We start from the raw sequence: 22,284 nt of genomic DNA, 5'->3' as shown, positions 1-22,284 counted from the left end.
CTCCGGACACATAGACTTCCTGCCGATGGACACACAGGTCGCCGACACGTTGCTGGGCTCGCTGATAGACGGGCGCTACCGCATCCGCGGTCGCGTGGCCCGTGGCGGGATGGCGACCGTGTACACCGCCACCGACGAGCGCCTCGAGCGCACCGTCGCAGTCAAGATCATTCATCCGACCCAGGCCCCCGAGGCCCGGGCCCGGATCGCGGGGTTCGTGGAGCGCTTCACCGACGAGGCGAAGACCATCGCCCGGCTCACCCACCCCAACGTCGTCGCGGTCTACGACCAGGGCACGCACGCCGGTCTGCCCTATCTGGTGATGGAGTACGTGCGCGGCCGCACGCTGCGCGAGGTGCTCGCCGAGCGGCGCCGGCTCAACCCGGACGAGGCGCTGGCCATCTTCGAGCAGATGCTCGCCGCGATCGGCGCCGCGCACCGGTCCGGGGTGGTCCATCGCGACGTCAAGCCGGAGAACGTGCTGGTGGCCGAGGCGCCCACCGGCGGTATGGCCAACCTGGTCGACAGCGTCGTCAAGGTGGCCGACTTCGGCCTGGCCCGCGCCGTCGAGGCCAGTGCCGAGGAGGAGAGCGGCAACCAGCTCATGGCGACCGTGGCGTACGTCGCCCCGGAGCTGGTCACCAAGGGCTACGCGGATCCGCGTACGGACGTCTACTCGGCCGGCATCGTGCTCTTCGAGATGCTCACCGGCCGGGTGCCCTACGACGGTGGCCGTCCGGTCGACATCGCCTGGCAGCACGTCGATCGCGACGTGCCGTCCCCGTCGACCCTGGTTCCCGGCCTGCCGGCGGTCCTCGACCGCCTCGTCGCCCACGCCACGCGCCGCGACCCGGACGCCCGGCCCGCCGACGCCGGCGCCCTGCTCGCCGAGGTGCAGGTGGCCCGCGACGGCCTGGGCGACCCGAACAGCCACACCACCGTGCTGCGTCGGGTCACCGCCGGGCCGCCGGTCTCCGAGCCGACCATGGTGGTTGCGGCGGTGCGTCCGGCCGAACGGCCGGCGTGGGCCCGGCTGCCCGAGGGCGGCCAGCGGGCCGGCCGACGGCGCGCCGCGCCGGAGGAGCGCGACGGCGCCGGCTCCCGGTTCGGTGGGCTGTTCACCAGGTTGGCGGGCGAGAACCGTGGCCGCCTCGCGCTGATCGCCGCCGCGGCGGCGATCGTGCTGGTCGCCGCGCTCGCCGGCTGGTACCTCACGATTGGCCGCTACACGGACGCCCCGCAGCTGGTGAGCCTGACCAAGGCGGACGCGGAGGCACAGGTCGCCCGCGCGGGTCTCGTGTTGAAGTACGCCGAGCCCCGCTACGACGCCACCGTTCCGAAGGACAGCGTCCTGCTCCAGGTCCCGGCCTCGGCCGACCGGATCATCAAGGGCGGCACCATCACCCTGACCCTGTCCCTCGGCCCGGAACAGTTCCCGGTGCCGGACGTGGTGGGCAAGGAGTTCGAGCTGGCCGAGGCGGATCTGGTCAACACCGGTCTGGTGGTGGTCAAGGGCACCGCCCGCTACGACGACAACCTGCCCGCCGGAGTGGTGGTGGCCACCAACCCGAAGGTGGGCGCCGAGGTCAAGCCGGGTGCCAAGGTGACGGTGATCCTCAGCAAGGGCAAGGCGCCGATCAGCGTGCCCAACCTGGTCGGCAAGAACCTCAACGAGGCACGGAGCACCCTGTCCCGGCTGGGTCTGGTCGCGGTCGAGAACTACAAGGACTCGGACAAGCCGAAGGACGAAATCATCGGGCAGAGCCCGTCCGACGGCACCGGCGTGGAGCGAGACGCCGAGGTCAAGCTGGACATCAGCAAGGGTCCGCCGCTGGTGGTCGTGCCGCGGGTCATCGACCTGCCCTGCCAGCAGGCCAAGCAGGTGTTGGAGAGTCAGGGCTTCCCGGTGACCATCCAGTTCAACGCGAACGCGGTCGTCCGGTTCCAGAACCCGAATGAGAACGCGCAGGTGCCGCCGAGCACCCCGGTCACGATCGGATGTTTCTGACATGCCGCTGATCATCGGCCGTCCGGTCGGCACGCACACGCCGACCTCGGGCGGCCTGGCCAAGGCAGCTCTGCCCTACCTCGACGCGACCGGCGCCGAGGTGGTCCAGGTGTACGTGTCCAACTCCCGGGGCTGGGCGTTGCCGCCCGGCGATCCCGCCCAGGACGAGCTGTTCCGCGCCGGCTGCGCCGAACGGGGCGTGCCGGTCTTCATCCACGCGTCCCTGCTGGTCAACCTCGGCTCCCCCACTCCGGCCACCGTCGAGCGGTCGGCACAGACGCTGGCGCACGCGCTGCGCCGGGGGGCGGCGATCGGCGCGCAGGGTGTGGTGTTCCACGCCGGCAGCGCGGTCGACGCCGGGCACGCCGAGGCGGCGATGCGGCAGGTCCGGGAGGCGCTGCTGCCGCTGCTGGACTCGGTCGCCGCGTCCGGTGGGCCGATGCTGCTGGTCGAGCCGAGCGCGGGCGGCGGGCGGTCGCTCGCCTCCCGGGTCGAGCACCTCGGCCCCTACCTGGACGCGGTCGACCGGCACCCGTCGCTCGGCGTCTGCTTCGACACCTGCCACGCCTGGGCGGCCGGGCACGACCTGGCCGCCGAGGGCGGCATGACCGCGACCCTGGACACGCTGGTGGCCACGGTCGGGGCGGACCGGCTACGGCTGGTGCACGCCAACGACTCGAAGGACCTGTGCGGCTCGACCCGCGACCGGCACGAGAACATCGGCAAGGGCAGCATCGGCGAGCTTCCGTTCGCGGAGCTGATGACCCACCCGGCCACCGCCGGTGTGCCGGTCGTGGTGGAGACCCCGACGGAGAAGCACGTCGGGCACGACGCCGACGTCGCCACCCTCAAGCGGCTACGTCCCTGACCCGGGCTCCGGACCGGGCGCGTCGGCGGGCGAGGTCCGCGCGGGCCTGACGCCGGCCGGCAGCACAGCGCATCGGACGGAGATCCGGCTCGCGGACGAGACGAACGCCCTGGTCGGCGCGGCGGGATGCCGGTCGAAGCCGACGACCCGAACCCCCAGTCGGCGCGGCCGCCTCCCGGTCGAAACCGACGACCCGAACCCCCAGTCGGCGCGGCCGCCTCCCGGTCGAAACCGACGACCCGAACCCCCAGTCGGCGCGGCCGCCTCCCTGGTCGAACGGGAAGCGGCCACGCCGGGGCCGACCGAGGCTGGGGCCTCGGCGAGGGTCAGCGACGGAAGATGCCGGTGAGGATGTCCACGGCCCGGTCGATACCGGCGTCGTCGACGTCCATGTGGGTGACCAGCCGGGCGGTACGCGGGCCGAGCACCGAGATCAGCAGCCCCGCCTCTCGCGCGGCGGCTGCCAGCGCGTGGGCGTCGAGGGGGGACTTGGACAGGTCCAGCGGCACGATGTTGGTGCGCGCCGCGGTGGCGAGCACACCGAACGGTGCGATCGCCTCGGCCAGGCGAGCGGCCTTCGCGTGGTCCTCGGCGAGCCGCTCGACGTGGTGTGCCAGCGCGTACCGGCCGGCCGCGGCCAGGATGCCGACCTGCCGCATGCCGCCTCCCATCCGCTTGCGGATGAGCCGCGCCCGCTCGATCTTCTCGGCGCTGCCGACGACCAGCGAGCCGACCGGCGCGCCGAGGCCCTTGGAGAGGCAGACCGACATGGTGTCGAAGAGCCGGCCGTACTCGATCAGCGGCACGCCGTCGGCGACGTGGGCGTGCCAGATCCGGGCGCCGTCACAGTGCAGCGCGACCTGCGCGTCGTCGGCCACGCGCCGCAGCTCACGCAGGGTGGCCAGCGGGATCACCCCGCCGCCGCCCCGGTTGTGGGTCTGCTCGACGGCGATCGCCCGGGTCGGGACCGCGAAGTAGCCGTCCGGGCGGATCATGCCGGCGATCAGGTCCGGGTCGATGTCCGCGCCGACCGCCGGCCAGGTCCGCGACGAGATCCCGCCGTACGCTGCGGCGGCGCCGATCTCGTAGGTGACCACGTGGGCGTCCGCGTCGCAGAGCAGCTCGTTGGCGGGTGGCACCACCAGCTGAAGGGCGATCTGGTTGGCCATCGACCCGCTCGGGGCGAAGAGCGCCGCCTCGTGCCCGAAGAGCGCGGCGACCTCGGCCTCGAGGGCGGTGACGGTCGGGTCCTCGCCGTAGACGTCGTCGCCGACCTCGGCGGTGGCCATGGCCTCCCGCATCCCGGGGGTGGGCCGGGTGACGGTGTCCGAACGCAGGTCGATCAGGCTGTCAGCCACAGTTGTCCTTTCGGCTGCCGGCTGCGGGGTTCGCAAGCTCACTGTTCGCCTCAGCCACAGTCGTCCCTTCGGCTGCGACCGCGGGGCTCGCAGGCTCACTCCTCGCCTCAGCCACGCAGCATCTCCGCTACCAGGAAGGCCAGCTCCAACGACTGCTGGGTGTTCAGCCGCGGGTCGCAGGCCGTTTCGTACCGGTCGGGCAGGTCGAGATCCTCGATGCCCTGGGCGCCGCCGAGGCACTCGGTGACGTCCTCACCGGTCAGTTCCACGTGCAGGCCACCGGGGTGGGTCTCCAGGTTCCGGTGGACCTCGAAGTAACCGAGCACCTCGTCCACGATGCGGTCGAAGTGCCGGGTCTTGTAACCGTTGGACGACTCGTGCGTGTTGCCGTGCATCGGGTCGCACTGCCAGACCACCTTCGCACCGGCCGCGGTGACCTTGGCCACGATGGGCGGCAGCGCGTCGCGTACCAGGTGGTTACCCATCCGGCTGATGAGGGTGAGCCGGCCCGGGATGTTGTCCGGGTTGAGCTTCTCGCAGAGTTCGATCGCCTCGTCCGGGGTGGTGGTCGGGCCGAGCTTGACCCCGATCGGGTTGGCGATGCGGGAGATGAAGTCGATGTGGGCGCCGTCGATCTGGCGGGTGCGCTCCCCGATCCAGAGGAAGTGCCCGGAGAGCCCGTACGGCCGGCCGCCGGAGACCCGGGTCAGCGCCCGGTCGTACTCCAGCGCGAGCGCCTCGTGGGAACAGTAGAGGGTGACGGTGCGCAGCGCTTCGTCGTCGGTCATCCCGCAGGCCCGGATGAAGGCGATGGCACGGTCGATCTCCCGGGCGATCGCCTCGTAGCGCTCGCCGGCCGGGGACCGCTTGACGAAGTCCTTGTTCCAGTCGTGCACCGCGTGCAGGTCGGCCAGCCCGCCGGCCAGGTACGCCCGGAGCATGTTCATGGCGGCGGCGGAGTTCGCGTACGCCCGGATCATGCGCTGCGGGTCGGCGACCCGGGCCTCCGGCGTGGCCTCCAGCGAATTGATCATGTCGCCGCGGTACGCGGGCAGCCCGCGCGCGTCGGTCGGCAGCGACCGGGGCTTGGTGTACTGCCCGGCCACCCGGGCGACCTTGACCACCGGCAGGGAGGCGCCGTAGGTCAGCACGATCGCCATCTGGAGCAGGGTGCGGGCGTTGGCCAGCAGGTGGCTCTCGGTGTTGTCGGCGAACGTCTCGGCGCAGTCGCCGCCCTGGAGCAGGAACGCCTTCCCCTCGCACACCAGCGCGAGCCGCTGGCGGAGCTGGTCGACCTCGTAGGGGGCGACCACCGACGGCACGGTGTCGAGCACCTTGCACACCTCGGCCACCTTCGCCGGGTCCGACCACGGCGGGATCTGCCGGCGGGGCAGGTCGCGCCAACGGTCCAGGCCGAGAGCCGCGTCCTCCGCGGAGTCGACGGTCGGACGGCTGGTCTGCAGCCCGGGGCCACCCACCGCGGGATGGCTCAGCTGATGCCACTCATGGCGCATGACAGAAAGCGTACGGCGACCGCGGTGCGGGCCGGTCGTCGAGGGGCATCGTTTCCGACAACTGGGAGGTCACCGGGCGGAACGGGATCGACCCAGGTCAGGAGACGGGCGTGCCGGACGGGCTGGGGGTGGCGCTGCCCGGCGCCTCTCCGGAGATGCACCAGTCGGCCCCGTCCCGCGTGACGGTGAACACCAACGGCCGGACGACCTTGCGCGAGCCGACGGCCACCGTGACGGAGACGTTCACCTGCTGGCCCCGAGGGCCGGAGCCGATGTCGGTGATGGCTGCCTCCGGCACCTTGAAGTGGTCCGCGAAGTCGCCGTTCGGGCCGGTGGCCGCCGCGTCGAACGCCTCGTGCATCACCGCGCAGAGCTGGCTGCGCCCGGCGTCCACGTCCTTGGCGACCACCGCGTCGAGGTAGGCCTGCACCCGCTCGCGGGACTTGGCGTCGGCCTCCTCCGCGGGCGCCTGGTCGGGCTTCGGTGACTCCTCGGCCTCCCCGCCGAGGCCGCAGCCCGCGAGGGCGGACGGCAGGATCGCGAGCGCGAGTGCGGCTCCCGCCAGTCTCCGGTGCGTCACACCCATCAACCCCTCCCCTCGACCGCGGCACATCGAGCCATGCCGAGCGGCGAGTCTGTCACATCGACCTTGAGGGTGGACAGGGGTACCCGCGACACCCGGTACGACACGCCGGGCGGGGAGGGACGGTACGTGTCCCTCCCCGCCGTGTGGGTGGTGCGTCGGCCCACGGCTCAGCCGAGACCGCCCTTGATGGCGCCGATGAGCTCGCCGTTGCCGGTGTCACCGGAGAGCTCCCAGAAGAAGGCGCCACCGAGGCCCTGGTTGTTCGCGTACGTCATCTTTCCGTTGATCGTGGCGGGGGTGTCGTAGCTCCACCAGTTGCTGCCGCACTTGGCGTACGCCGTGCCGCCGACCGTGCCGGTCGCCGGGCAGGTGTTCTTGAGGACCTTGTAGTCCTCGATGCCCGCCTCGTAGGTCCCGGGTGCGGCGCCGGTGGCGGTGCCGCCCGGGGCGGCCTGGGTGACGCCGGTCCAGCCTCGTCCGTAGAAGCCGACGCCGAGCAGCAGCTTGTTCGCCGGGATGCCCTTGCCCTTGAGCTTCTGGATCGCCGCGTCCGACCAGAAGCCCTGCTGTGGAATGCCGGGGTACGAGTTCAGCGGCGAGTGCGGGGCGGTCGGGCCCTGCGGGTTGAACGCGCCGAAGTAGTCGTACGTCATCGGCATGATCCAGTTGAGGTGCTGCGCGGCGCCGGCGTAGTCGGTCGCGTCGATCTTGCCGCCGTTGCTGCCGTCGGCGGTGATCGCCGCGGTGACCAGGGCGTTCGAGCCGAACCTGGCGCGCAACGCGGAGACGACGTTCTTGAACGCGTTCGGGCCGCTGCTGTCACAGCTCAGTCCGCAGGCGTTGGGGTACTCCCAGTCGACGTCGATGCCGTCGAAGACGTCCGCCCAGCGCGGGTCCTCGACCAGGTTGTAGCAGCTCTCGGCGAAGGCGGTCGGGTTCTGCGCGGCCTGGGTGAAGCCGCCCGACCAGGTCCAGCCGCCGAAGGACCAGATCACCTTCAGGTGCGGGTACATCTGCTTGAGCTTGCGCAGCTGGTTGAAGCTGCCGCGCAGCGGCTGGTCCCAGGTGTCGGCGACGCCGTCGACGCTGTCCGCGGCGGTGTACGCCTTCTCGTAGTCGGCGTAGCTGTCACCGATCGCGCACCGGCCGCCGGTGGTGTTTCCGAAGGCGTAGAGGATGTGGGTGAGCTTCGACGCCGAGCCGCTCGTGTGGATGTTCTTCACGTGGTAGTTGCGGGCGTACACGCCCCACTCCGCGAAGTAGCCCACGATCTTCTTGCCACCCGGGTCCGGCGGGGTGGTCGGGGGCGGCGTGGTGGGTGGCGGAGTGGTCGGCGGGGTGCTACCGCCACCGCAGGAGGCGCCGTTGATGGTGCAGTTCAGCGGGGCCGCGTACGGGCCGCTGCCGTTGTAACCCCAGCTGAACGAGGTGCCGGGCGCGAGCGGGCCGGCCCAGCTCTTCTTCACCGCGACGTAGTGGTTGCCGCTGCGGGTCACGTCGGCGTCCCAGGAGCTGCTGATGCTCGAGCCGGCGGGCAGATCGAACTCGATGCGCCAGGTGCTGACCGATGCGTCGGAGCCGTTGGTGATGGTCACCCTGGCCTCGTGGCCGGTCCCCCAGTCCTGCACCTTCGTGAACGTGGTGGTCACGCTTCCGGCTCCGAACGCGGTGGCGACCGGCGCGAACGTGGCGGTCAGCGCAACCACGGCGCCGACCCAGAGAGTTCGGCGAAGTGATCCCTTCATGTGGCGGCTCCCCAACAGTAAGGAAACTTTCCAAAATGTTGGTGAGACGCTACTCATGGCGTCATCACTTAGTCAAGATGTGCATGTTTCGATTTCTTCAGTCCTCGAAACACCCGGTTCGCGCCGTTGGTACTACGACTCCGCCTCCGGCGAGCACCCTGCCCGCGGCGACGGGCGCGGCTGCGTGCCGGAGCGCCGCCGGACACGGTGGGCGCGGCTGCGGTGCGGAGCGCCGCCGGACGCGGTGGCGACGGGCGGTAGCCTCGATCGATGACTGTCTTCGACATTCCGATCGACGCCTTGAACGGCGGCCCGGCCGACCTCGCCCAGTACCGCGGACGCGCCCTCCTGGTGGTCAACGTCGCCTCACGCTGTGGCCTCACTCCGCAGTACGCCGGCCTCCAGGCCCTCGCCGACGAATACGCGGATCGCGGCCTCACGGTGCTCGGGGTTCCGTGCAACCAGTTCGGCGGGCAGGAGCCGGGCACCGCCGAGGAGATCAACGACTTCTGCCAGGTCAACTACGGGGTCACCTTCCCGCTCACCGAGAAGGTCGAGGTCAACGGGCCCGGCCGGCACCCGCTCTACAGCGCGCTGGTCGACACTCCGGACGCCGACGGCCACACCGGCGACGTGCGGTGGAACTTCGAGAAGTTCCTGGTCGCCCCGGACGGCACGGTGGCCGCCCGCTTCGCACCCACGGTGACGCCCGACTCCGCCGAGCTGCGCGCCGCGGTCGAGAAGGTGCTCCCCGGGCCGGCCTGAGCCACCGGCTACTCGGACGGGTGGCCGGCCACGGTGCCGCCGGCCACCACCGAGGCCCGGCAGTACCGTGTGCGAGGTGGGAACGATCACGCTTGCCGGCCGTCCGATGAGGAATTCGGGCCACGGTGGACGGAGTTGGCACCAGATATGACGACCTTGGGACTCATCGGCAGCGGATACATCGGTGGCACGCTGGCCCGGCTGGCGGTGGACGCCGGCTACGACGTGGTGCTCAGCAACTCGCGCGGGCCGGAGACGCTGCGCGACCTGGTCGACGAACTCGGCCCACGGGCCCGGGCGGCCACCCCGCTGGAGGCGGCACAGGCCGGTGACCTCGTGGTGGTGAGCGTCCCGCTGAAGGCGTACACCGCCGTGCCGCCGGAGCCGCTCGCCGGCAAGGTCGTGCTGGACACCAACAACTACTACCCGCAGCGCGACGGGCAGATCGCTGAGCTGGACTCGGGCGCGACGACCAGCAGCGAACTGCTCCAGCGTCACCTGCCCCAGGCGCGGGTCGTCAAGGTGTTCAACAACATCAACTACCGGCACCTGCGGACCCTGCCCCGCCCGGCCGGGGCGGCCGACCGGAGTGCGCTGCCCATCGCCGGCGACGACGCGGACGCGAAGGCGGCGGCGACCAGCTTCCTGGACCAGATCGGCTACGACGCCGTGGACGTCGGTCCGCTCGCCGAGGGCCGGCGCTACGAGCCCGGCACCCCGGCGTACGGGGTCATCTACTCCGCCGACCCGGCCGACTGGGAGCACGAGGCGCCGGCCGGCTCGGAGAAGGTACGGCAGGCGCTGGCGGCCGCCGACTCCGCCGCCTGATCCGGCAGCGACGCCCCTTCGACAATCGCCTGACGAGGCGCGGGACCGGGCTACTCGCCCGGTCCCGCCGCGTCCTCGGCCCCCTCCGGCACGTCGCTGGCGACCGCGACCGCTCCGCCAGCAGATCCTCGGCGACGGCCTCCGGCCGGCACCGAGGCGGAACGCGGTGGCCGTTCTCGGCGTGTCGGGCTGGTGACGGTTGCATCCCAGTCCCGTGGACGGGACGCTATCGCCCGGACGCATCCCGTTGACCGGACGCACCCCGGAGGCGACATGCACCTGCGCCGCGCCACGCCACGCCGCCTGCTCGCCGGAGCCGGAGCGCTCCTGCTCGGCGTCGCGTTCCTGACCACCACGGCCGCGCCGGCGAGCGCGGCCGGCCCCGGCTACGTCCGGCTCGCCCACCTCTCCCCCGACACCCCCAGCGTCGACGTCTACCTGGCCGCCCCCGACGCGGCGGAGCCGCAGGTCTTCCCCGGCGTGGGCTACGGCGTGGTCTCCGACTACCTGCCGCTGCCCGTCGGGCGGTACGCGGTGGCGATGCGCGAGGCCGGCGCACCGGCCAGCGATCCGCCCGTGCTCACCACCGAGGTCGCGGTGGCCAGCGGTGCGGCGTACACGGTGGCCGGGGTGGGACGCTACGCCGACCTGGGGCTGCGCGTGTTGCACGACGACCTCAGCGCGCCGGAGGGAGGCCGGGCCAAGGTACGCGTCGTACAAGCCTCCGTTCGTGCGCCGGTGCTCGACGTGGCCGTCGCCGAGGGGCCGACCATCGCCAACGGCGTCCAATTCGCCACGACGACCGACTACCAACTCGTCGAGCCGGGCCGCTGGCGGCTGCGGCTGTCCGGCAGCGGCGGCCCGACCACGCAGGCGGAAGTCCGGCTGGTCGGCGGCACGGTCTACTCGCTGCTCGTACTCGACGCACAGGAGGGCGGGCTCATTACCGAACTGCGGCGCGACGCGCAGGGCGGCACGGTGGTCCCCGCCGGTGGGGTGGAGACCGGAGCCGGTGGCACCGCCGACCCGGGACGCTGGACGTACCCGGCCGGCACCGCTGGACTGGCCGGCCTCGCGCTGGTCGCCGGCCTGGTACTGGTCCGCCGCCGGCGGCGTACGACCTGGTGAGCCTCGCGCGCGGCCCGGCGGTCCGCCGGCACCGGCGGCCCCGGCCGCCGGTGGCCGCGCTGGTCGCGTTCGGCGCGGCGCTCTGCCTGGCCGCCTGGAGCGGGGTCAGCCTGGCCGCCGCCGAGCCTGCGCCGCCGGCCGCGCGCGAAACGCCGCCGGCCGTCGCCGGGCAACCGTCCGGCGGTGGGTGGCCCGGCTGCGGGGGCGGGTGCGGGTCGGCCCGTCCCGCGCCGTCCGGCACGCCCATCCGCGTACGCGTACCCCGCATCGGCGTCGACTCCCCGCTCACGGTGCTCGGCCTGAACCGTGACCGCGCCCTGGTGCCGCCGGCCGACTTCGACGTCGCCGGCTGGTACGGCGGCGGCCCGGCACCGGGCGACCCCGGCCCGGCGGTGCTCGCCGGGCACCTGGACTCGCGTCGCGGCCCGGCCGTCTTCGCGCACCTCGACGAACTGCGCCCGGGCGACACCGTCGAGGTGCGGCGCGGCGGGCAGTGGCTGCCGTTCCGGGTCACCGAATCGTTGCGCACCCGCAAGGACCGCTTCCCCACCGCCGCCGTGTACGGTCCGACGCCCGGCCCCGAGCTGCGCCTGATCACCTGCGGCGGCGACTTCGACCGGCGCCGCGGCCACTACGTCGACAACGTGGTGGTCTTCGCGGTCGCCGAGCCGACCCGTTGACGTCGTCCGGCCACCCGAGGTGAGCCGGCGAGGGACTCCCGCAGCCGGCGACGAGGCGCCGTCGCCTGGCCGCTCAGACCGGGCGGCGGCCGGCGAAGCCGCAATCGACGCGGTGGTACCAGCGGATGTCGGTATCCCCCTCCAACCAGCACCAGAGCACCGGTCGCCCGTTGCGCTCGCCCGGGAAGTCGAGCAGCACCGGGGCGATGCCCTTGACCTGGATGCCGTGCTGGTGCAACTCCTCCAGCACCGCGTGCAGCCGCGCCTCGGTCGCCTTCACCTCGGCCCGGCCGCCGAGCACGCTGAACCCGTGGTCGGCCAGGTCGGCGCGGAGTTCGGCGAGGTCGGCGCGGAGCCGGATCAGCTCCTCGACGCGCGGTCGCAGCGTGACCACCAGGTGTCGCGCCTGGGCGAGAGTGAACACCGCGCCAGTATGCGGCACGCCGGGTGACCGACCCGGCGCGCGGCACCCGGGGCCGTCCGTCAGGGCATCGTCCGCTGCGCCTCCTGCACGTACGTGTCCGCGCGGCGGGCACCGAGCCGGTCGAGCTCGTCCAGCACCCCACGCACGGCGTCGCCGCCGACCAGCACCGTGACGTGCAGCCGGGCGAGGAGGGGTTGCTCCTGCCAGTATCCGCGCGGAAGCAGACGGCGCACCGGCTCGTTCGTGGCGGCTGCGCTGTCGGTGACGATGACCGAGATCGCACCGGCGCGCAGCAAGGCGTCGCGCAGTTCGCCGGTGTTCGTCACGCGGTTCGGCTCCAACAAGGCGCTGACCAGCCTGATCTGGCCCCCCGGCGGTGGCGGGGCCGGCTGGCCGGCTCCGGGTCCGGGCCGTCGCCGGGGACCGCCCGGTGCGACCAGGCTCGTCACCCCGCCCAGGTGATACGCGTCGGCGCCCTGCTGCGCCTGGTCCAGGCGCTCCTGGGTCTCCGCGGGCGCGCGTAGTCCGACGAGCGCCTGGATCGCGGCGGCGATCAGCCAGGTCAGCACGAAGGAGAACGCCACGACGGTCACGACGCCGACGAACTGGTGCCACAGCAGGGATCCGTCGCCACCGAGGAACAGGCCGTCCGCGCCGAGCGGGTTGACGCCGCTGTTGCCGAAGAAGCCGAGCAGGAGGGTACCGAGCATGCCCCCGACGAAGTGCACGGCTAGTACGTCCAGCGCGTCGTCGAGGCGCAGGAGGTACTTCAGCCGGAGCGCGAAATGGCAGACCAGGCCGGCGATCGCGCCGATGGCGATGGCGGAGAGCACGTTGACGTAGCCGGCGGTCGGGGTGACCGTGGCCAGACCGGCGACGGCCCCGGAGACACCACCCACGACGGTGCTGTGCCCGTCGGTGACCCGTTCCAGCGCCAGCCAGACGAGCATGGCGGCGGCTGCGGCGACGTGGGTGTTGATCACGGCTTGGGCGGCCAGCCGGTCGGCCTGGAGCCCGTCTCCGCCGTTGAAGCCGAACCAGCCGAACCACAGGATGCCCGCTCCGACGATGGTCAGCGGGATCGAGTTCGGCGGCGCCGCGGTGTGCGGCCAGTCCCGCCGCCGGCCGACGACCAGCAGCACCGCGAGGACCGCCGCTCCGGCGCTGGCGTGGACCACGAGCCCGCCGGCCCAGTCCTGAGTGCCGAACTTCGCCAGCCAGCCCCCGGGATGCCAGAGCCAGTGGGCGATCGGCGCGTAGACCACTATCGACCAGATCGCCAGGAAGACCACCCAGCCGGCGAACCTCAGCCGGCCAGCGGTGGCGCCGGTTACCAGCGCCGGCGTGATCACCGCGAACATCATCTGGAACGCCACGAACGCCAGCGTCGGAATGGTGACCTGACCGTTGACGACGTGCAGGTTGGGAGCGGGCGGCACCTTCAGGTCGGTCAGCCCGAACAGCTCGAGGTTGCCGAACAGGCCGCTGCCGGCGTCGTCGCCGAAGGCGATGGTGTACCCGACCAGCACCCAGGTCAGGCTCACCACGCCCAACGCGATCATGTTCTGTTGCAGCATCGCCAGCACGTTGCGGGTGCGGACCATTCCGCCGTAGAACGCGGCGAGGCCGGGCGTCATGAACAGGACCAGGCCCGCGCAGACCAGCACCCACGCCGTGTCGCCCGAGTTGACCGCTTGCTGAGCGGACACGAGTTGCTCCTTGATCCTCGGCCGTGTCAGAGCGCGCGCCGCGCGGCGGAGACGACGGTGTCCTTGACCTGTTCGTGATTCGGTACAGGCGCGAAATGCCGGTCGGGCAGCAGCAGCAGCCAGGTGGCGACGTTGAACGGCGCGGTCAGGACCGGAATGCCCAACGGGGTCAGCATGGTCGTCATCGCCATCTGGACGAAGAGCGTCAGGGCGATGCCGAACAACGTGTAGCCGGTCGCCAGCACACCTGGGCGGTGCGCCACCGCCCCCACCACGATCGCCGTCAGGACCGCGTTGAAGCCGAACAGACCCTTGTCCAGCGACGCCCCGTCGGCACCGAACCAGAGCGCCAGCAGCGTCGCGCCGACGCTGCCGACGACCGCGAAGAGCGCCGACCACCCCGAGTTGACCAGCAGCGCCACCACGATGATCAGGCCGCTGATCCAACTGTCGGTCAGGAAGACCTGCGACACACCACGCAGGAAGGCCGGCACGAGCCCCCAGTCGACGGCGGCCCCGGTGACCGTCCCCTCGCCGGGAAGCTTCGGCGTCAACTGCGTCATGACGTGGAACCGGTCGAACTGGTACGCGGCCATGAGCAGGACCCAGGTGGTGAGCACGAACGGAAAGGTGTAGGCAGTCAGCGCCCACCGCTTGAACACGGCGTTCAGGGCCAGCGTGACGACGGTGGTGCCGGCCGCGCCGAGCACCAGGTAGAGCCACGTCAACGGACGGTCGTCCAGGAACGTCGGAACGGCGATACCGGTCAGCACCGGGCTGAACCCGAACAGTCCCTTCCGCCAGGAGGCATGATCGGCCCTCAGCGCCAGCGCCGTCGCGGTACCCACGACCAGGCCGAGGACGGCGCCACCGAAGACCTCGGGCTGTCCGTTCTCGAACGCGCCCCAGCCGATCGCGGCGAGGATGAGCAGGCCGGTCAACGGGTTGTTCTGGAGTACGACCTGCGCCACCCCCCGCAGGCACGCGTCGAGGAACCCGGTCGTTGGAGTGCGCTCGGCCAGCGCGTCCCAGCCTCGTGTGATGTCGGCCATGTCGGTCTCCTGCGCCTCAGCGCCAGCTGAAGACCGGTGGGAAGGTGCAGCCGGTGACCTCTTCGCGGGCGGCCACGCAGAAGGCGCGTACCGCGGCCCGGACCGGCTCGGTCTCCCGGCCCAGCACCCTGAGCACCAGACCGGCGTCGTTGGGCAGCCGGCTGACGGCGGTGGCCAGCGGGGTCTCCTCGTCCCACACCGGCGTGGCGGTCCGCGCGAAGACCCGCTCCGCCCGCTCCGGGTCGGTGAGCAGCACGACGTTGCCGAAGACGTGGAAGCGTTCCATCATCCCGATCCGCGACACCGGGAACCGGCCGGGAGTGATCACGAACTTCTCGACGAAGAGGCCCCGGCCGTCGGGACGCTCGGCGCGCAGCGTGGTGGAGAAGAGGTCGTACGCGAACATCTCGCCGTCGCCGTAGTACTTGCGACCGGGCTGGAGCACCTCCGCGTACAGCATCGTCGCGCTGTCCGGCAGCCGGACCACGGTGTCGGAGACGAACCGGCTGCGCCGGAACGGGATCACCGGTTCGGGCAGGAACTCCAGGTAGGCGTCCTGCGCCAGGGTGAAGCTCTGGGTCTGGGTGCCGTAGTTGGCGTCCATCTCCTGGATCTTGGTGGCGGCCTGGGTGACCAGGTGCGCCTGGGCGCCGGGCCCGAGGGCGACGTCCATCCGCAGCCGGTCGCCCTGGAGCACGCCGCCGGAGGTGGTGAGGATCATGACGCAGGGCAGGCCCGGCATCTCCTCGTCCCAGTAGAGCGCGCGCTGCACCAGCAGCGGCGACTGCCGGTACACGTCGCGCAGGATGGTCCGTTCCCCGCGCCGCTCGAACCCCAGCCGCAGCACGCCGACCTTGCCGTTCGCGGCGGCCGGCAGCTGCGCCGGCTGATCCTGGTACGGCGCGAGCTCCCGGACGGAGTCCAGAGTGGTCATGCGAGCACTTCGGCATCGAAGAGCGCGTTTCGGCGCACCAGGCCGACCAGCTCGTCGATCCCCTCGCCGGTCTTGCAGTTGGTGAAGACGAACGGCTTGCCGCCGCGCATCAGCTCCGCGTCGCGGGCCATCACGTCCAGGTCCGCGTCGACGTACGGCGCCAGGTCGATCTTGTTGATCACCAGGATGTCGGACTTGGAGATGCCCGGGCCGTTCTTGCGCGGGATCTTGTCGCCGGCCGCCACGTCGATCACGTAGATGAAGTAGTCGACGAGCGCGGGGCTGAAGGTGAGCGTGAGGTTGTCCCCGCCGCTCTCGATGAGCACGACGTCGCTGTCCGGGAACCGGGCCTCCATGTCCTCCACCGCGGCGAGGTTCATGCTGGGGTCCTCGCGGACCGCGGTGTGCGGGCAGGCGCCGGTCTCGACGCCGACGATCCGCTCCTCCACCAGCACGCCGGTCAGGGCGCGGCGGACGTGCTTGGCGTCCTCGGTGGTGACCACGTCGTTGGTGATGACCAGGACGCGCAGGCCCTGCTCGACCAGGCGGGGCACGACGGCCTCGATGATCGCCGTCTTGCCGCTGCCCACCGGGCCGCCGACACCGATCCGACTCGCTGATTTCATCTCTGAAAGCCCTTCAGGTGGTGAGCGGGAGCGCTCAGCTCATGAACATCCGTACGTGTGCGTGCTGGTGCGCGCCGGCCAGCACGTCGAGGTGCGGCGCGAAGCTCTGCATGTCGTCGAGCCCGGCGGTCCGCACCTCCTCGTAGTCGGCGCCGACCCGCTCGTTCACCGCGAAGAGGATCGACTGCGTGTCGAGGTGGTCCACCCGCATCAGCCGGACCGCCGCGCCGAGCACCATGGACGCCGCGCCGTACTGGTGGGCGGCGAAAGCGTCCGCCTCGTCCACCCCGAGCTCGGCGAAGAGCACGCCGAGCGCGACCGGGTAGGTCACCGGGACACCGGTCCCGCTCTCCGCGGCCCGCTTGCGCAGCAGGGACTCCCCGACCACCCGCTCCGCGGCCTCGGCCAGCTTGCGGCCCATGCGGACCGTCATGGTCCGCGTCTCCTCGTTGATCTTGCGCAGGTGTACGGCCTCGTCGGCCTGCCGGATCCGGTCGAGGTCTCCGGAGCGGGCCCCCCGGTGCGCGACGAGCAGCGCCACCCCGTCACCGGTTGCGGCGACCCGGGTCACCGTGCGCACGAACTCCTGCAACGTGGTCCGGTCGTGGACCGTGCCCTGCTCGACCGCCGTCTCCAGCCCGTTGGAGAAGGAGAAGGCACCGACCGGGAAGACCGAGTCGCCGAACTGGAGCAGCTTCAGCGCCCCGGTCACCGTGGACACGCCGGCCCCTCAGTTCAGATCGGCGGGCAGGTGCGAGTGCGGGGTCGAGTCGGCCCCGCCGAACAGCCGCCGCGACTCGTGCGGGGCCAGGTACGCGATGACCTCGGTGCCCGGGATGAACTCGTGGGTGAGACCGGTGAACGCGTGGGTACGCATCACCGAGTCCATGACCTTGCGGTCCACGGTGAGCGGGACGTACATCTTGGTGCCCTTCACCACCGCCGGCCAGTGCTGGTTGCCGATCGCGTGACCGAGTTCGACGGCCGAGCGGATCACCATGTCCAGGGACTCGCCGTGCAGCGTGTCGAGGTGCACGACCATCACCTCACCGAGCGCGATCCGGGCCACCACGGCGGTCGCGGTGGCGTCGTCCCAGGCCAGGACGTCACCGTCACGCAGCCGGACGCCGCGGGCCAGGGAGAGCGCCAGTTCGGTGCCGAGGCTCGTGGTCCTGCGCAGGCGGCTCTTCTGGGCGTCCCACTGGTCCAGCACGAGGTCGTCGACCTTGGCCTCCCGGAGCCGCTCGGTCCAGGCCGGCTCGTTCACGTTGCCGAGTACGGTTTCGACGAGCATCTGTTCTCCTTTCGCGCGGCTCCACCGCCGGCCCGGCCGAGGTGGACACCGCGCCGGGTCAACTGAAGAAGTAGAGCTGGCTGAGGGGAAGGTTCTTGGCCGCCGGCACGGTCGCCTGCACGCCGTCCATCTTCACCGCGAAGGTCTCGGGGTCGACCTCGAGCTTCGGCGTACGGTCGTTGCGGACCATGTCGCGCTTGGTCAGGTTGCGGCAGCCGTAGACCGGCATGACCTGCCGTCGCAGGCCCAGCTGCTCGGCGACCCCGGACTCGTGCGCGGCCCGGGACACGAAGGTCACGCAGTTCTTGGCGACCTGGGAGCCGGTGGCACCGAACATGGGCCGGTAGTAGACCGGCTGCGGCGTGGGCAGTGAGGCGTTCGGGTCGCCCATGATCGACCACGCGATCATGCCGCTCTTGAGCACCAGCTTCGGCTTCACCCCGAAGAAGGCGGGCTCCCAGAGCACGAGGTCGGCGAGCTTGCCCGGGGCGACCGAGCCGATGACGTGCGAGACGCCCTGAGTGATCGCCGGATTGATGGTCATCTTGGCGACGTAGCGCAGGACGCGGAAGTTGTCGTTGGCGTCGGAGTCCTCGGCCAGCTTGCCCCGGACGTTCTTCATCTGCCCGGCGAGCTGGATCGTCCGCAACCAGGTCTCCCCCACCCGGCCCATCGCCTGGGAGTCGCTCTGGATCATCGAGATGACGCCCTCGTCGAGCAAAACGTCCTCGGCGGCGATCGTCTCGGTGCGGATCCGGCTCTCCACGAAGGCGACGTCCGAGGGCACCTTCGGGTTGAAGTTGTGGCAGACCATGATCATGTCGTACAACTCGGACTGGCTGTTGACGCCGTAGGGCACCGTCGGCGTGGTCGACGCGGGCAGCACGTTCATCTGGCCCGCCACCTTGATGATGTCGGGGGCGTGCCCGCCGCCGGCGCCCTCGGTGTGGAAGGTGTGGATGGTGCGGCCCTCGAAGGCGGCGATGCTGTCCTCGATGTAGCCGCTCTCGTTGAGCGTGTCGGTGTGGACGCTGATCTGGACGTCGTACTCGTCGGCGACGGCCAGGCAGGTACGCAGCACCGCCGGCGGCGCGCCCCAGTCCTCGTGAATCTTGAAGCTGGGCACCCCGGCCAGGATCTGCTCCACCAGCGGTGCCCGGCCGCTGCTGTTGCCCTTGCCCAGCAGACCGATGTTGATCGGCAGGCTCTCGAAGGCCCGCATCATGTTGTGGATGTTCCACGGGCCGGGCGTGATCGTGACGCCGTTGGTGCTGTCGGTGGGACCGGTGCCGCCGCCCCAGAGGGTGGTGACGCCGTTGCTCAGCGCGGCGTACACCTGCTGCGGGGTGACCAGGTGCACGTGCGCGTCGATACCGCCGGCGGTGAGGATCAGGTGCTCGCCGGAGATCGCGTCGGTGCCCGGCCCGGTCACCAGGCCGGGCGTCACCCCGTCCATGATGTTCGGGTTGCCGGCCTTGCCGATGCCGGCGATCTTTCCGTCCTTGATCCCCACGTCGGCCTTGACGACGCCGAGTAGCGCGTCGAGGATCGTCACGTTGGTGATCACCAGGTCCACCACGCCCTCGGCGCTGGTGGCCTGGCTGTTGCTGCCCATGCCGTCGCGCAGCGTCTTGCCGCCGCCGTACATGACCTCGTCGCCGAGGACGCGCAGGTCCTTCTCGATCTCGATGTAGAGATCGGTGTCGGCCAGCCGGATCTGGTCGCCCGTGGTCGGGCCGTACATTCCGGCGTATTCCTGCCGTGAGATCTGACTCATGCGTTTCTCGCTCCAGCTCTGGCGCGGTCGGGAAGTTGCCGGGCTACTTGCCCTGGTCCTGCTGTTGAGAGGTCGACTTGAAGCCGCGCGTCTGTGCGTTGTGGAGCGCCTCGGCACGGTCCGGCCGGTACCCCGGAACGGGTCCGTCCCCGGTCCAGCCCTGGACCAGGCCGTTGAAGCCGTACACCCGCTGGGTGCCGCCGTACGGGATCAGCTGCACGGTCTTGCGGTCGCCGGGCTCGAACCGGATCGAGGTGGTGGCCGGGATGTTCAGCCGCTTCCCGAACGCCGCCGGACGGTCGAACTCCAGGAAGCGGTTGACCTCGAAGAAGTGGAAGTGGGATCCCACCTGGATGGGCCGGTCGCCGGTGTTCTGCACGACCACCTCGGTCACCGGCCGGCCGGCGTTGAGCTCCAGAGGTTGGTCGGAGAGCTTGTAGCCGCCGATGGGCCGGAGGTGCTTCGAATTCGGGCCCGGGTGTTGCTTCGCCATGTCGCCCCCGCTCTGCCGGAGACCGCCGCCTCCGGTCGCTTCTCTACTGAATGGGTGAGTGGACGGTGATCAGCCGGGACCCGTCGGTGAAGACCGCCTCGACCTGGAGCATCGGGATCATGTCCGCCACGCCGGGGATCACGTCGTCCGCCGTGAGCACGGTGCGCGCGTCATTCATGACCTCCTCGACGGTCTTGCCCTCGCGCGCTCCCTCCAGCGCCGCGGCACAGATGACCGCCACGGCCTCGGGATGGTTGAGCTTGACCCCTCTCGCCTTGCGGGAGTTGGCCACCATCGCCAACGAGTGGATCGTCAGCTTGTCGAATTCCCTCGGTGTGAGATGCACTTGGTGATCCTTCGCGTGCGGTCGCTGGTCCGGTCGCCTCCGTGGGGCCGGCACGGGCGGCGGAAGCACGGGCGGTAGGCGCCGGCTCGCGCGTCCCGGCCCCGGTCACCCAGTCACCATAGGAGCCTTTTTGAGGTGCTGTAGCCGTTTTCTCCCGGAGTGCCCGGCGTAGCCGGCGAACCACCGGCCGGCACCTGCACCGCGGACCTGTCCACGTCGAAGGGCGACCCGGCGGGCGGATTTCCACCCCCTGTGACGGCCGGCCTCTCGCGGGGCGACGACTCAGTGAATCGACCGGTTTTACGCAGACAGGGCATAAAGTAACTTCGGCCCGTTGGCCTGACAGCGGGATGGGGCCGATACCCCGGGATGGCTCCACGGGCCGCGCCGGCAGATCCGATCTCCGCCGCGCAGAGGAGGACGGTTGATCCGGTCAGGGGCGCCACCGGGCGGCGAGCAGCCCACGGACTCGTACCGGGAGTTCCGCCACCCGCTGCTGGCTCTGATGCTCGCGACCTGCACCGCCGGCGCGCTGGACGCGTTCGCGTTCCTCCGCTACGGCGCCTTCGTCGCCAACCAGTCCGGCAACGCACTCTTCCTCGGTATCGGCCCCGCCGGGGAACACCCGGCGTGGCCGGTCTCCGCGGCCTCTCTGCTCGCCTTCGCCGCCAGCGCCGGCGTCGTCAGCTGGCTGCGGAGGCCGACGCGCGGCGCGAAGGCACCGCTGGTCGACATCGCCGCCACCGAAGTCGCCATGATCATCTGGGCGGTCCTCAACGTGGTGCTCTCGTACGGCCGGCACGGACCGACCGCACGCGTCGTGCTCGGCGCGGCCGGCGCGGTCGCACTGGGCAGCCTCACTCCGCTACTGACGCGTACCGCGGGCACCCACACCACGATCACCTACCAGTCGGGCACCACGACCAAGACCGGCGAGCACGCGGTGCGCTGGATCGTCGGCCCGAGGGCCGGTCGCGCGCGCGCCCGCAACGCCACCCTGCTGGGGCTGCTCGCCATCGGCAGCTACACCGCCGGGGGCGCACTCGGCACGCTGGCTCAACGTCAGCCGCTCTGGGTACCCCTCTGGGGGGCGCTCGCTCTGGCCGTACTCACCCTCCTCGTGCGCCGCGACGGCCGTCCCGCACCGCCGCACCGGGCGGGCCCGCCCTGACCGAGACTCGCGGTGGCATCCGCGAGTCAGCGGACGAAGGTGAGAGTTGCTCGGGCCGTGGTCAGTCGGCCTGGGCGGCCAGCTCGCGGGCCCGGTCGCGGGCCGCCTCCAGCGCCGCCAGCATCGCCGCGCGTACGCCGTGCTTTTCCAGCTCGCGGACCGCGGAGATGGTGGTGCCGGCCGGCGAGGTGACCGCCTCACGCAGCTTCACCGGGTGCTCGCCCGAGTCGCGCAGCATCACGGCCGAGCCGATGGCGGTCTGCACGATCAGCTCGTGCGCCACCTGCCGGGGCAGGCCGAGCAGGATGCCGGCGTCGATCATCGCCTCGACGAGCAGGTAGAAATAGGCCGGCCCGGAGCCGGAGAGCGCGGTGACCGCGTCCTGCTGCGACTCGGGCACCCGGACGGTCGCGCCCAGCGGCTTGAACATCTCCTCGGCCAGGGCCAGATGCGCCCCGGTGGCGTGGGCGCCCGCGGAGATGGCCGTCATCGCCTCGTCGACCAGCGCCGGGGTGTTGGTCATGACCCGGACGACCGGGGTGCCCTCGGGCAGTCGGCGGTTGAAGAAGGTGGTGGGCAGGCCGGCGCAGAGCGAGATCACCAGCTTGTCGGCCGGGACCTTGGGCCCGATCTCCTCCAGCAGCGCGCCGGCGTCCTGCGGCTTGACCGCGACCGCCAGCACCTCGGCCTCGTCCACCGCGACGAGGTTGTCGACCACCCGTACGCCGTACCGGCTCACCAGTTCCTCGGCGCGGGCGGAGCGGCGGGTGGTGGCCAGCAGCCGGTCCGCCGGCCAGCCGGAACGCAGCAGGCCGGAGAGCACCAGCTCACCGATCTTGCCGGCGCCGATCACCGCGACAGTGTGTACCCGGGCTGGCATCCCGCCGTACCCCCTTCTCGCCAGGACGGTGTCGGGGGGGGGGGGGGGGGGGCGCGCGCCCCCGCGCGGGGGGGGCGGGGGCGGACCAAACAACCCCC

The 22,284-nt window shown here is 71.5% G+C and carries 22 protein-coding genes; 7 read left to right on the top strand and 15 right to left on the bottom strand.

The features are described from left to right. Positions 1-25: 25 nt before the first annotated feature. Together pknB and AB0F98_RS13850 are read left to right on the top strand one after the other, a co-directional pair. On the top strand, positions 26-2,008 hold the full coding sequence (pknB, locus tag AB0F98_RS13855; RefSeq protein ID WP_357733868.1) for a Stk1 family PASTA domain-containing Ser/Thr kinase: 1,983 nt from the start codon (positions 26-28) through the stop codon (positions 2,006-2,008). Between the two features lies 1 nt (position 2,009). Beyond that, the gene (locus AB0F98_RS13850) at positions 2,010-2,876 is read left to right on the top strand and encodes a deoxyribonuclease IV (RefSeq protein ID WP_357733865.1); all 867 of its coding nucleotides are present in this window, start codon (positions 2,010-2,012) and stop codon (positions 2,874-2,876) included. Positions 2,877-3,202: 326 nt separating this feature from the next. Here AB0F98_RS13850 and AB0F98_RS13845 read toward each other — a convergent pair whose 3' ends face one another. From AB0F98_RS13845 to AB0F98_RS13830, 4 genes are all read right to left on the bottom strand, one after another. Next, a complete protein-coding gene (locus AB0F98_RS13845; RefSeq protein ID WP_357733862.1) occupies positions 3,203-4,234 on the bottom strand; it encodes a GntG family PLP-dependent aldolase in 1,032 nt (343 codons plus the stop codon). Between the two features lie 107 nt (positions 4,235-4,341). Then, the gene (locus tag AB0F98_RS13840) at positions 4,342-5,748 is read right to left on the bottom strand and encodes a class II 3-deoxy-7-phosphoheptulonate synthase (RefSeq protein ID WP_357733859.1); all 1,407 of its coding nucleotides are present in this window, start codon (positions 5,746-5,748) and stop codon (positions 4,342-4,344) included. A gap of 97 nt (positions 5,749-5,845) precedes the next feature. After that, on the bottom strand, positions 5,846-6,334 hold the full coding sequence (locus tag AB0F98_RS13835; protein WP_357733856.1) for a hypothetical protein: 489 nt from the start codon (positions 6,332-6,334) through the stop codon (positions 5,846-5,848). A gap of 167 nt (positions 6,335-6,501) precedes the next feature. Next, positions 6,502-8,079 (bottom strand): glycosyl hydrolase family 18 protein, encoded by a 1,578-nt coding sequence (locus tag AB0F98_RS13830; RefSeq protein WP_357733853.1) that lies wholly within the window; start codon positions 8,077-8,079, stop codon positions 6,502-6,504. Positions 8,080-8,349: 270 nt separating this feature from the next. Between AB0F98_RS13830 and AB0F98_RS13825 the strand changes: the two genes are divergently transcribed. From AB0F98_RS13825 to AB0F98_RS13810, 4 genes are all read left to right on the top strand, one after another. Beyond that, positions 8,350-8,844 (top strand): glutathione peroxidase, encoded by a 495-nt coding sequence (locus tag AB0F98_RS13825; RefSeq protein WP_357733850.1) that lies wholly within the window; start codon positions 8,350-8,352, stop codon positions 8,842-8,844. A gap of 147 nt (positions 8,845-8,991) precedes the next feature. After that, positions 8,992-9,672 carry an NAD(P)-binding domain-containing protein gene (locus AB0F98_RS13820; protein WP_357733846.1) on the top strand — a complete coding sequence of 227 codons (681 nt, stop codon included), beginning with the start codon at positions 8,992-8,994 and terminating at the stop codon, positions 9,670-9,672. A gap of 273 nt (positions 9,673-9,945) precedes the next feature. Next, entirely contained in the window at positions 9,946-10,800 is an 855-nt protein-coding gene (locus AB0F98_RS13815; RefSeq protein WP_357733843.1) for a DUF4397 domain-containing protein, read from the top strand. Then, the gene (locus tag AB0F98_RS13810; protein ID WP_357733840.1) at positions 10,797-11,480 is read left to right on the top strand and encodes a class F sortase; all 684 of its coding nucleotides are present in this window, start codon (positions 10,797-10,799) and stop codon (positions 11,478-11,480) included. Before AB0F98_RS13815 ends, AB0F98_RS13810 begins: the two co-directional genes overlap by 4 nt. A 73-nt stretch (positions 11,481-11,553) precedes the next feature. Here the strand turns inward: AB0F98_RS13810 and AB0F98_RS13805 are convergent, their stop codons facing one another. From AB0F98_RS13805 to AB0F98_RS13760, 10 genes are read right to left on the bottom strand one after another with little or no spacing between them, the layout of a single operon-like run. Further along, positions 11,554-11,904, bottom strand: coding sequence for a DUF2203 domain-containing protein (locus AB0F98_RS13805; protein WP_357733837.1), 351 nt, complete (start codon positions 11,902-11,904; stop codon positions 11,554-11,556). A 59-nt stretch (positions 11,905-11,963) separates the two neighbouring features. Continuing rightward, the gene (locus tag AB0F98_RS13800) at positions 11,964-13,613 is read right to left on the bottom strand and encodes an ammonium transporter (protein WP_357733834.1); all 1,650 of its coding nucleotides are present in this window, start codon (positions 13,611-13,613) and stop codon (positions 11,964-11,966) included. Positions 13,614-13,639: 26 nt separating this feature from the next. Further along, positions 13,640-14,665, bottom strand: a complete 1,026-nt coding sequence (gene yut / locus AB0F98_RS13795) for an urea transporter (protein ID WP_357733830.1) — start codon at positions 14,663-14,665, stop codon at positions 13,640-13,642. Positions 14,666-14,681: 16 nt separating this feature from the next. Beyond that, positions 14,682-15,599, bottom strand: a complete 918-nt coding sequence (locus AB0F98_RS13790) for an urease accessory protein UreD (protein ID WP_357733826.1) — start codon at positions 15,597-15,599, stop codon at positions 14,682-14,684. Continuing rightward, positions 15,596-16,225, bottom strand: a complete 630-nt coding sequence (ureG, locus tag AB0F98_RS13785; RefSeq protein ID WP_357733823.1) for an urease accessory protein UreG — start codon at positions 16,223-16,225, stop codon at positions 15,596-15,598. Before ureG ends, AB0F98_RS13790 begins: the two co-directional genes overlap by 4 nt. A 34-nt stretch (positions 16,226-16,259) precedes the next feature. Further along, the gene (locus tag AB0F98_RS13780) at positions 16,260-16,946 is read right to left on the bottom strand and encodes an urease accessory protein UreF (RefSeq protein ID WP_357733820.1); all 687 of its coding nucleotides are present in this window, start codon (positions 16,944-16,946) and stop codon (positions 16,260-16,262) included. Between the two features lie 9 nt (positions 16,947-16,955). Beyond that, positions 16,956-17,519 (bottom strand): urease accessory protein UreE, encoded by a 564-nt coding sequence (gene ureE / locus AB0F98_RS13775; protein ID WP_357733817.1) that lies wholly within the window; start codon positions 17,517-17,519, stop codon positions 16,956-16,958. Between the two features lie 58 nt (positions 17,520-17,577). Further along, positions 17,578-19,296 (bottom strand): urease subunit alpha, encoded by a 1,719-nt coding sequence (locus AB0F98_RS13770; protein ID WP_357733815.1) that lies wholly within the window; start codon positions 19,294-19,296, stop codon positions 17,578-17,580. A gap of 43 nt (positions 19,297-19,339) precedes the next feature. Then, positions 19,340-19,789 (bottom strand): urease subunit beta, encoded by a 450-nt coding sequence (locus AB0F98_RS13765; protein WP_357733811.1) that lies wholly within the window; start codon positions 19,787-19,789, stop codon positions 19,340-19,342. 43 nt (positions 19,790-19,832) lie between these two features. Further along, positions 19,833-20,135, bottom strand: coding sequence for an urease subunit gamma (locus tag AB0F98_RS13760; RefSeq protein ID WP_357733808.1), 303 nt, complete (start codon positions 20,133-20,135; stop codon positions 19,833-19,835). A gap of 424 nt (positions 20,136-20,559) precedes the next feature. Between AB0F98_RS13760 and AB0F98_RS13755 the strand changes: the two genes are divergently transcribed. Continuing rightward, a complete protein-coding gene (locus AB0F98_RS13755) occupies positions 20,560-21,306 on the top strand; it encodes a YoaK family protein (RefSeq protein ID WP_357733805.1) in 747 nt (248 codons plus the stop codon). A gap of 61 nt (positions 21,307-21,367) precedes the next feature. Here the strand turns inward: AB0F98_RS13755 and proC are convergent, their stop codons facing one another. Continuing rightward, positions 21,368-22,186 (bottom strand): pyrroline-5-carboxylate reductase, encoded by an 819-nt coding sequence (gene proC / locus AB0F98_RS13750; protein ID WP_357733802.1) that lies wholly within the window; start codon positions 22,184-22,186, stop codon positions 21,368-21,370. Positions 22,187-22,284: the final 98 nt, after the last annotated feature.

The sequence above is a fragment of the Micromonospora sp. NPDC023737 genome, assembly GCF_040639715.1.
Lineage (GTDB): Bacteria > Actinomycetota > Actinomycetes > Mycobacteriales > Micromonosporaceae > Micromonospora.
The sequence above is the reverse complement of the archived record's forward strand: the minus strand, read 5'-3'. Positions and strand labels throughout refer to the sequence as shown.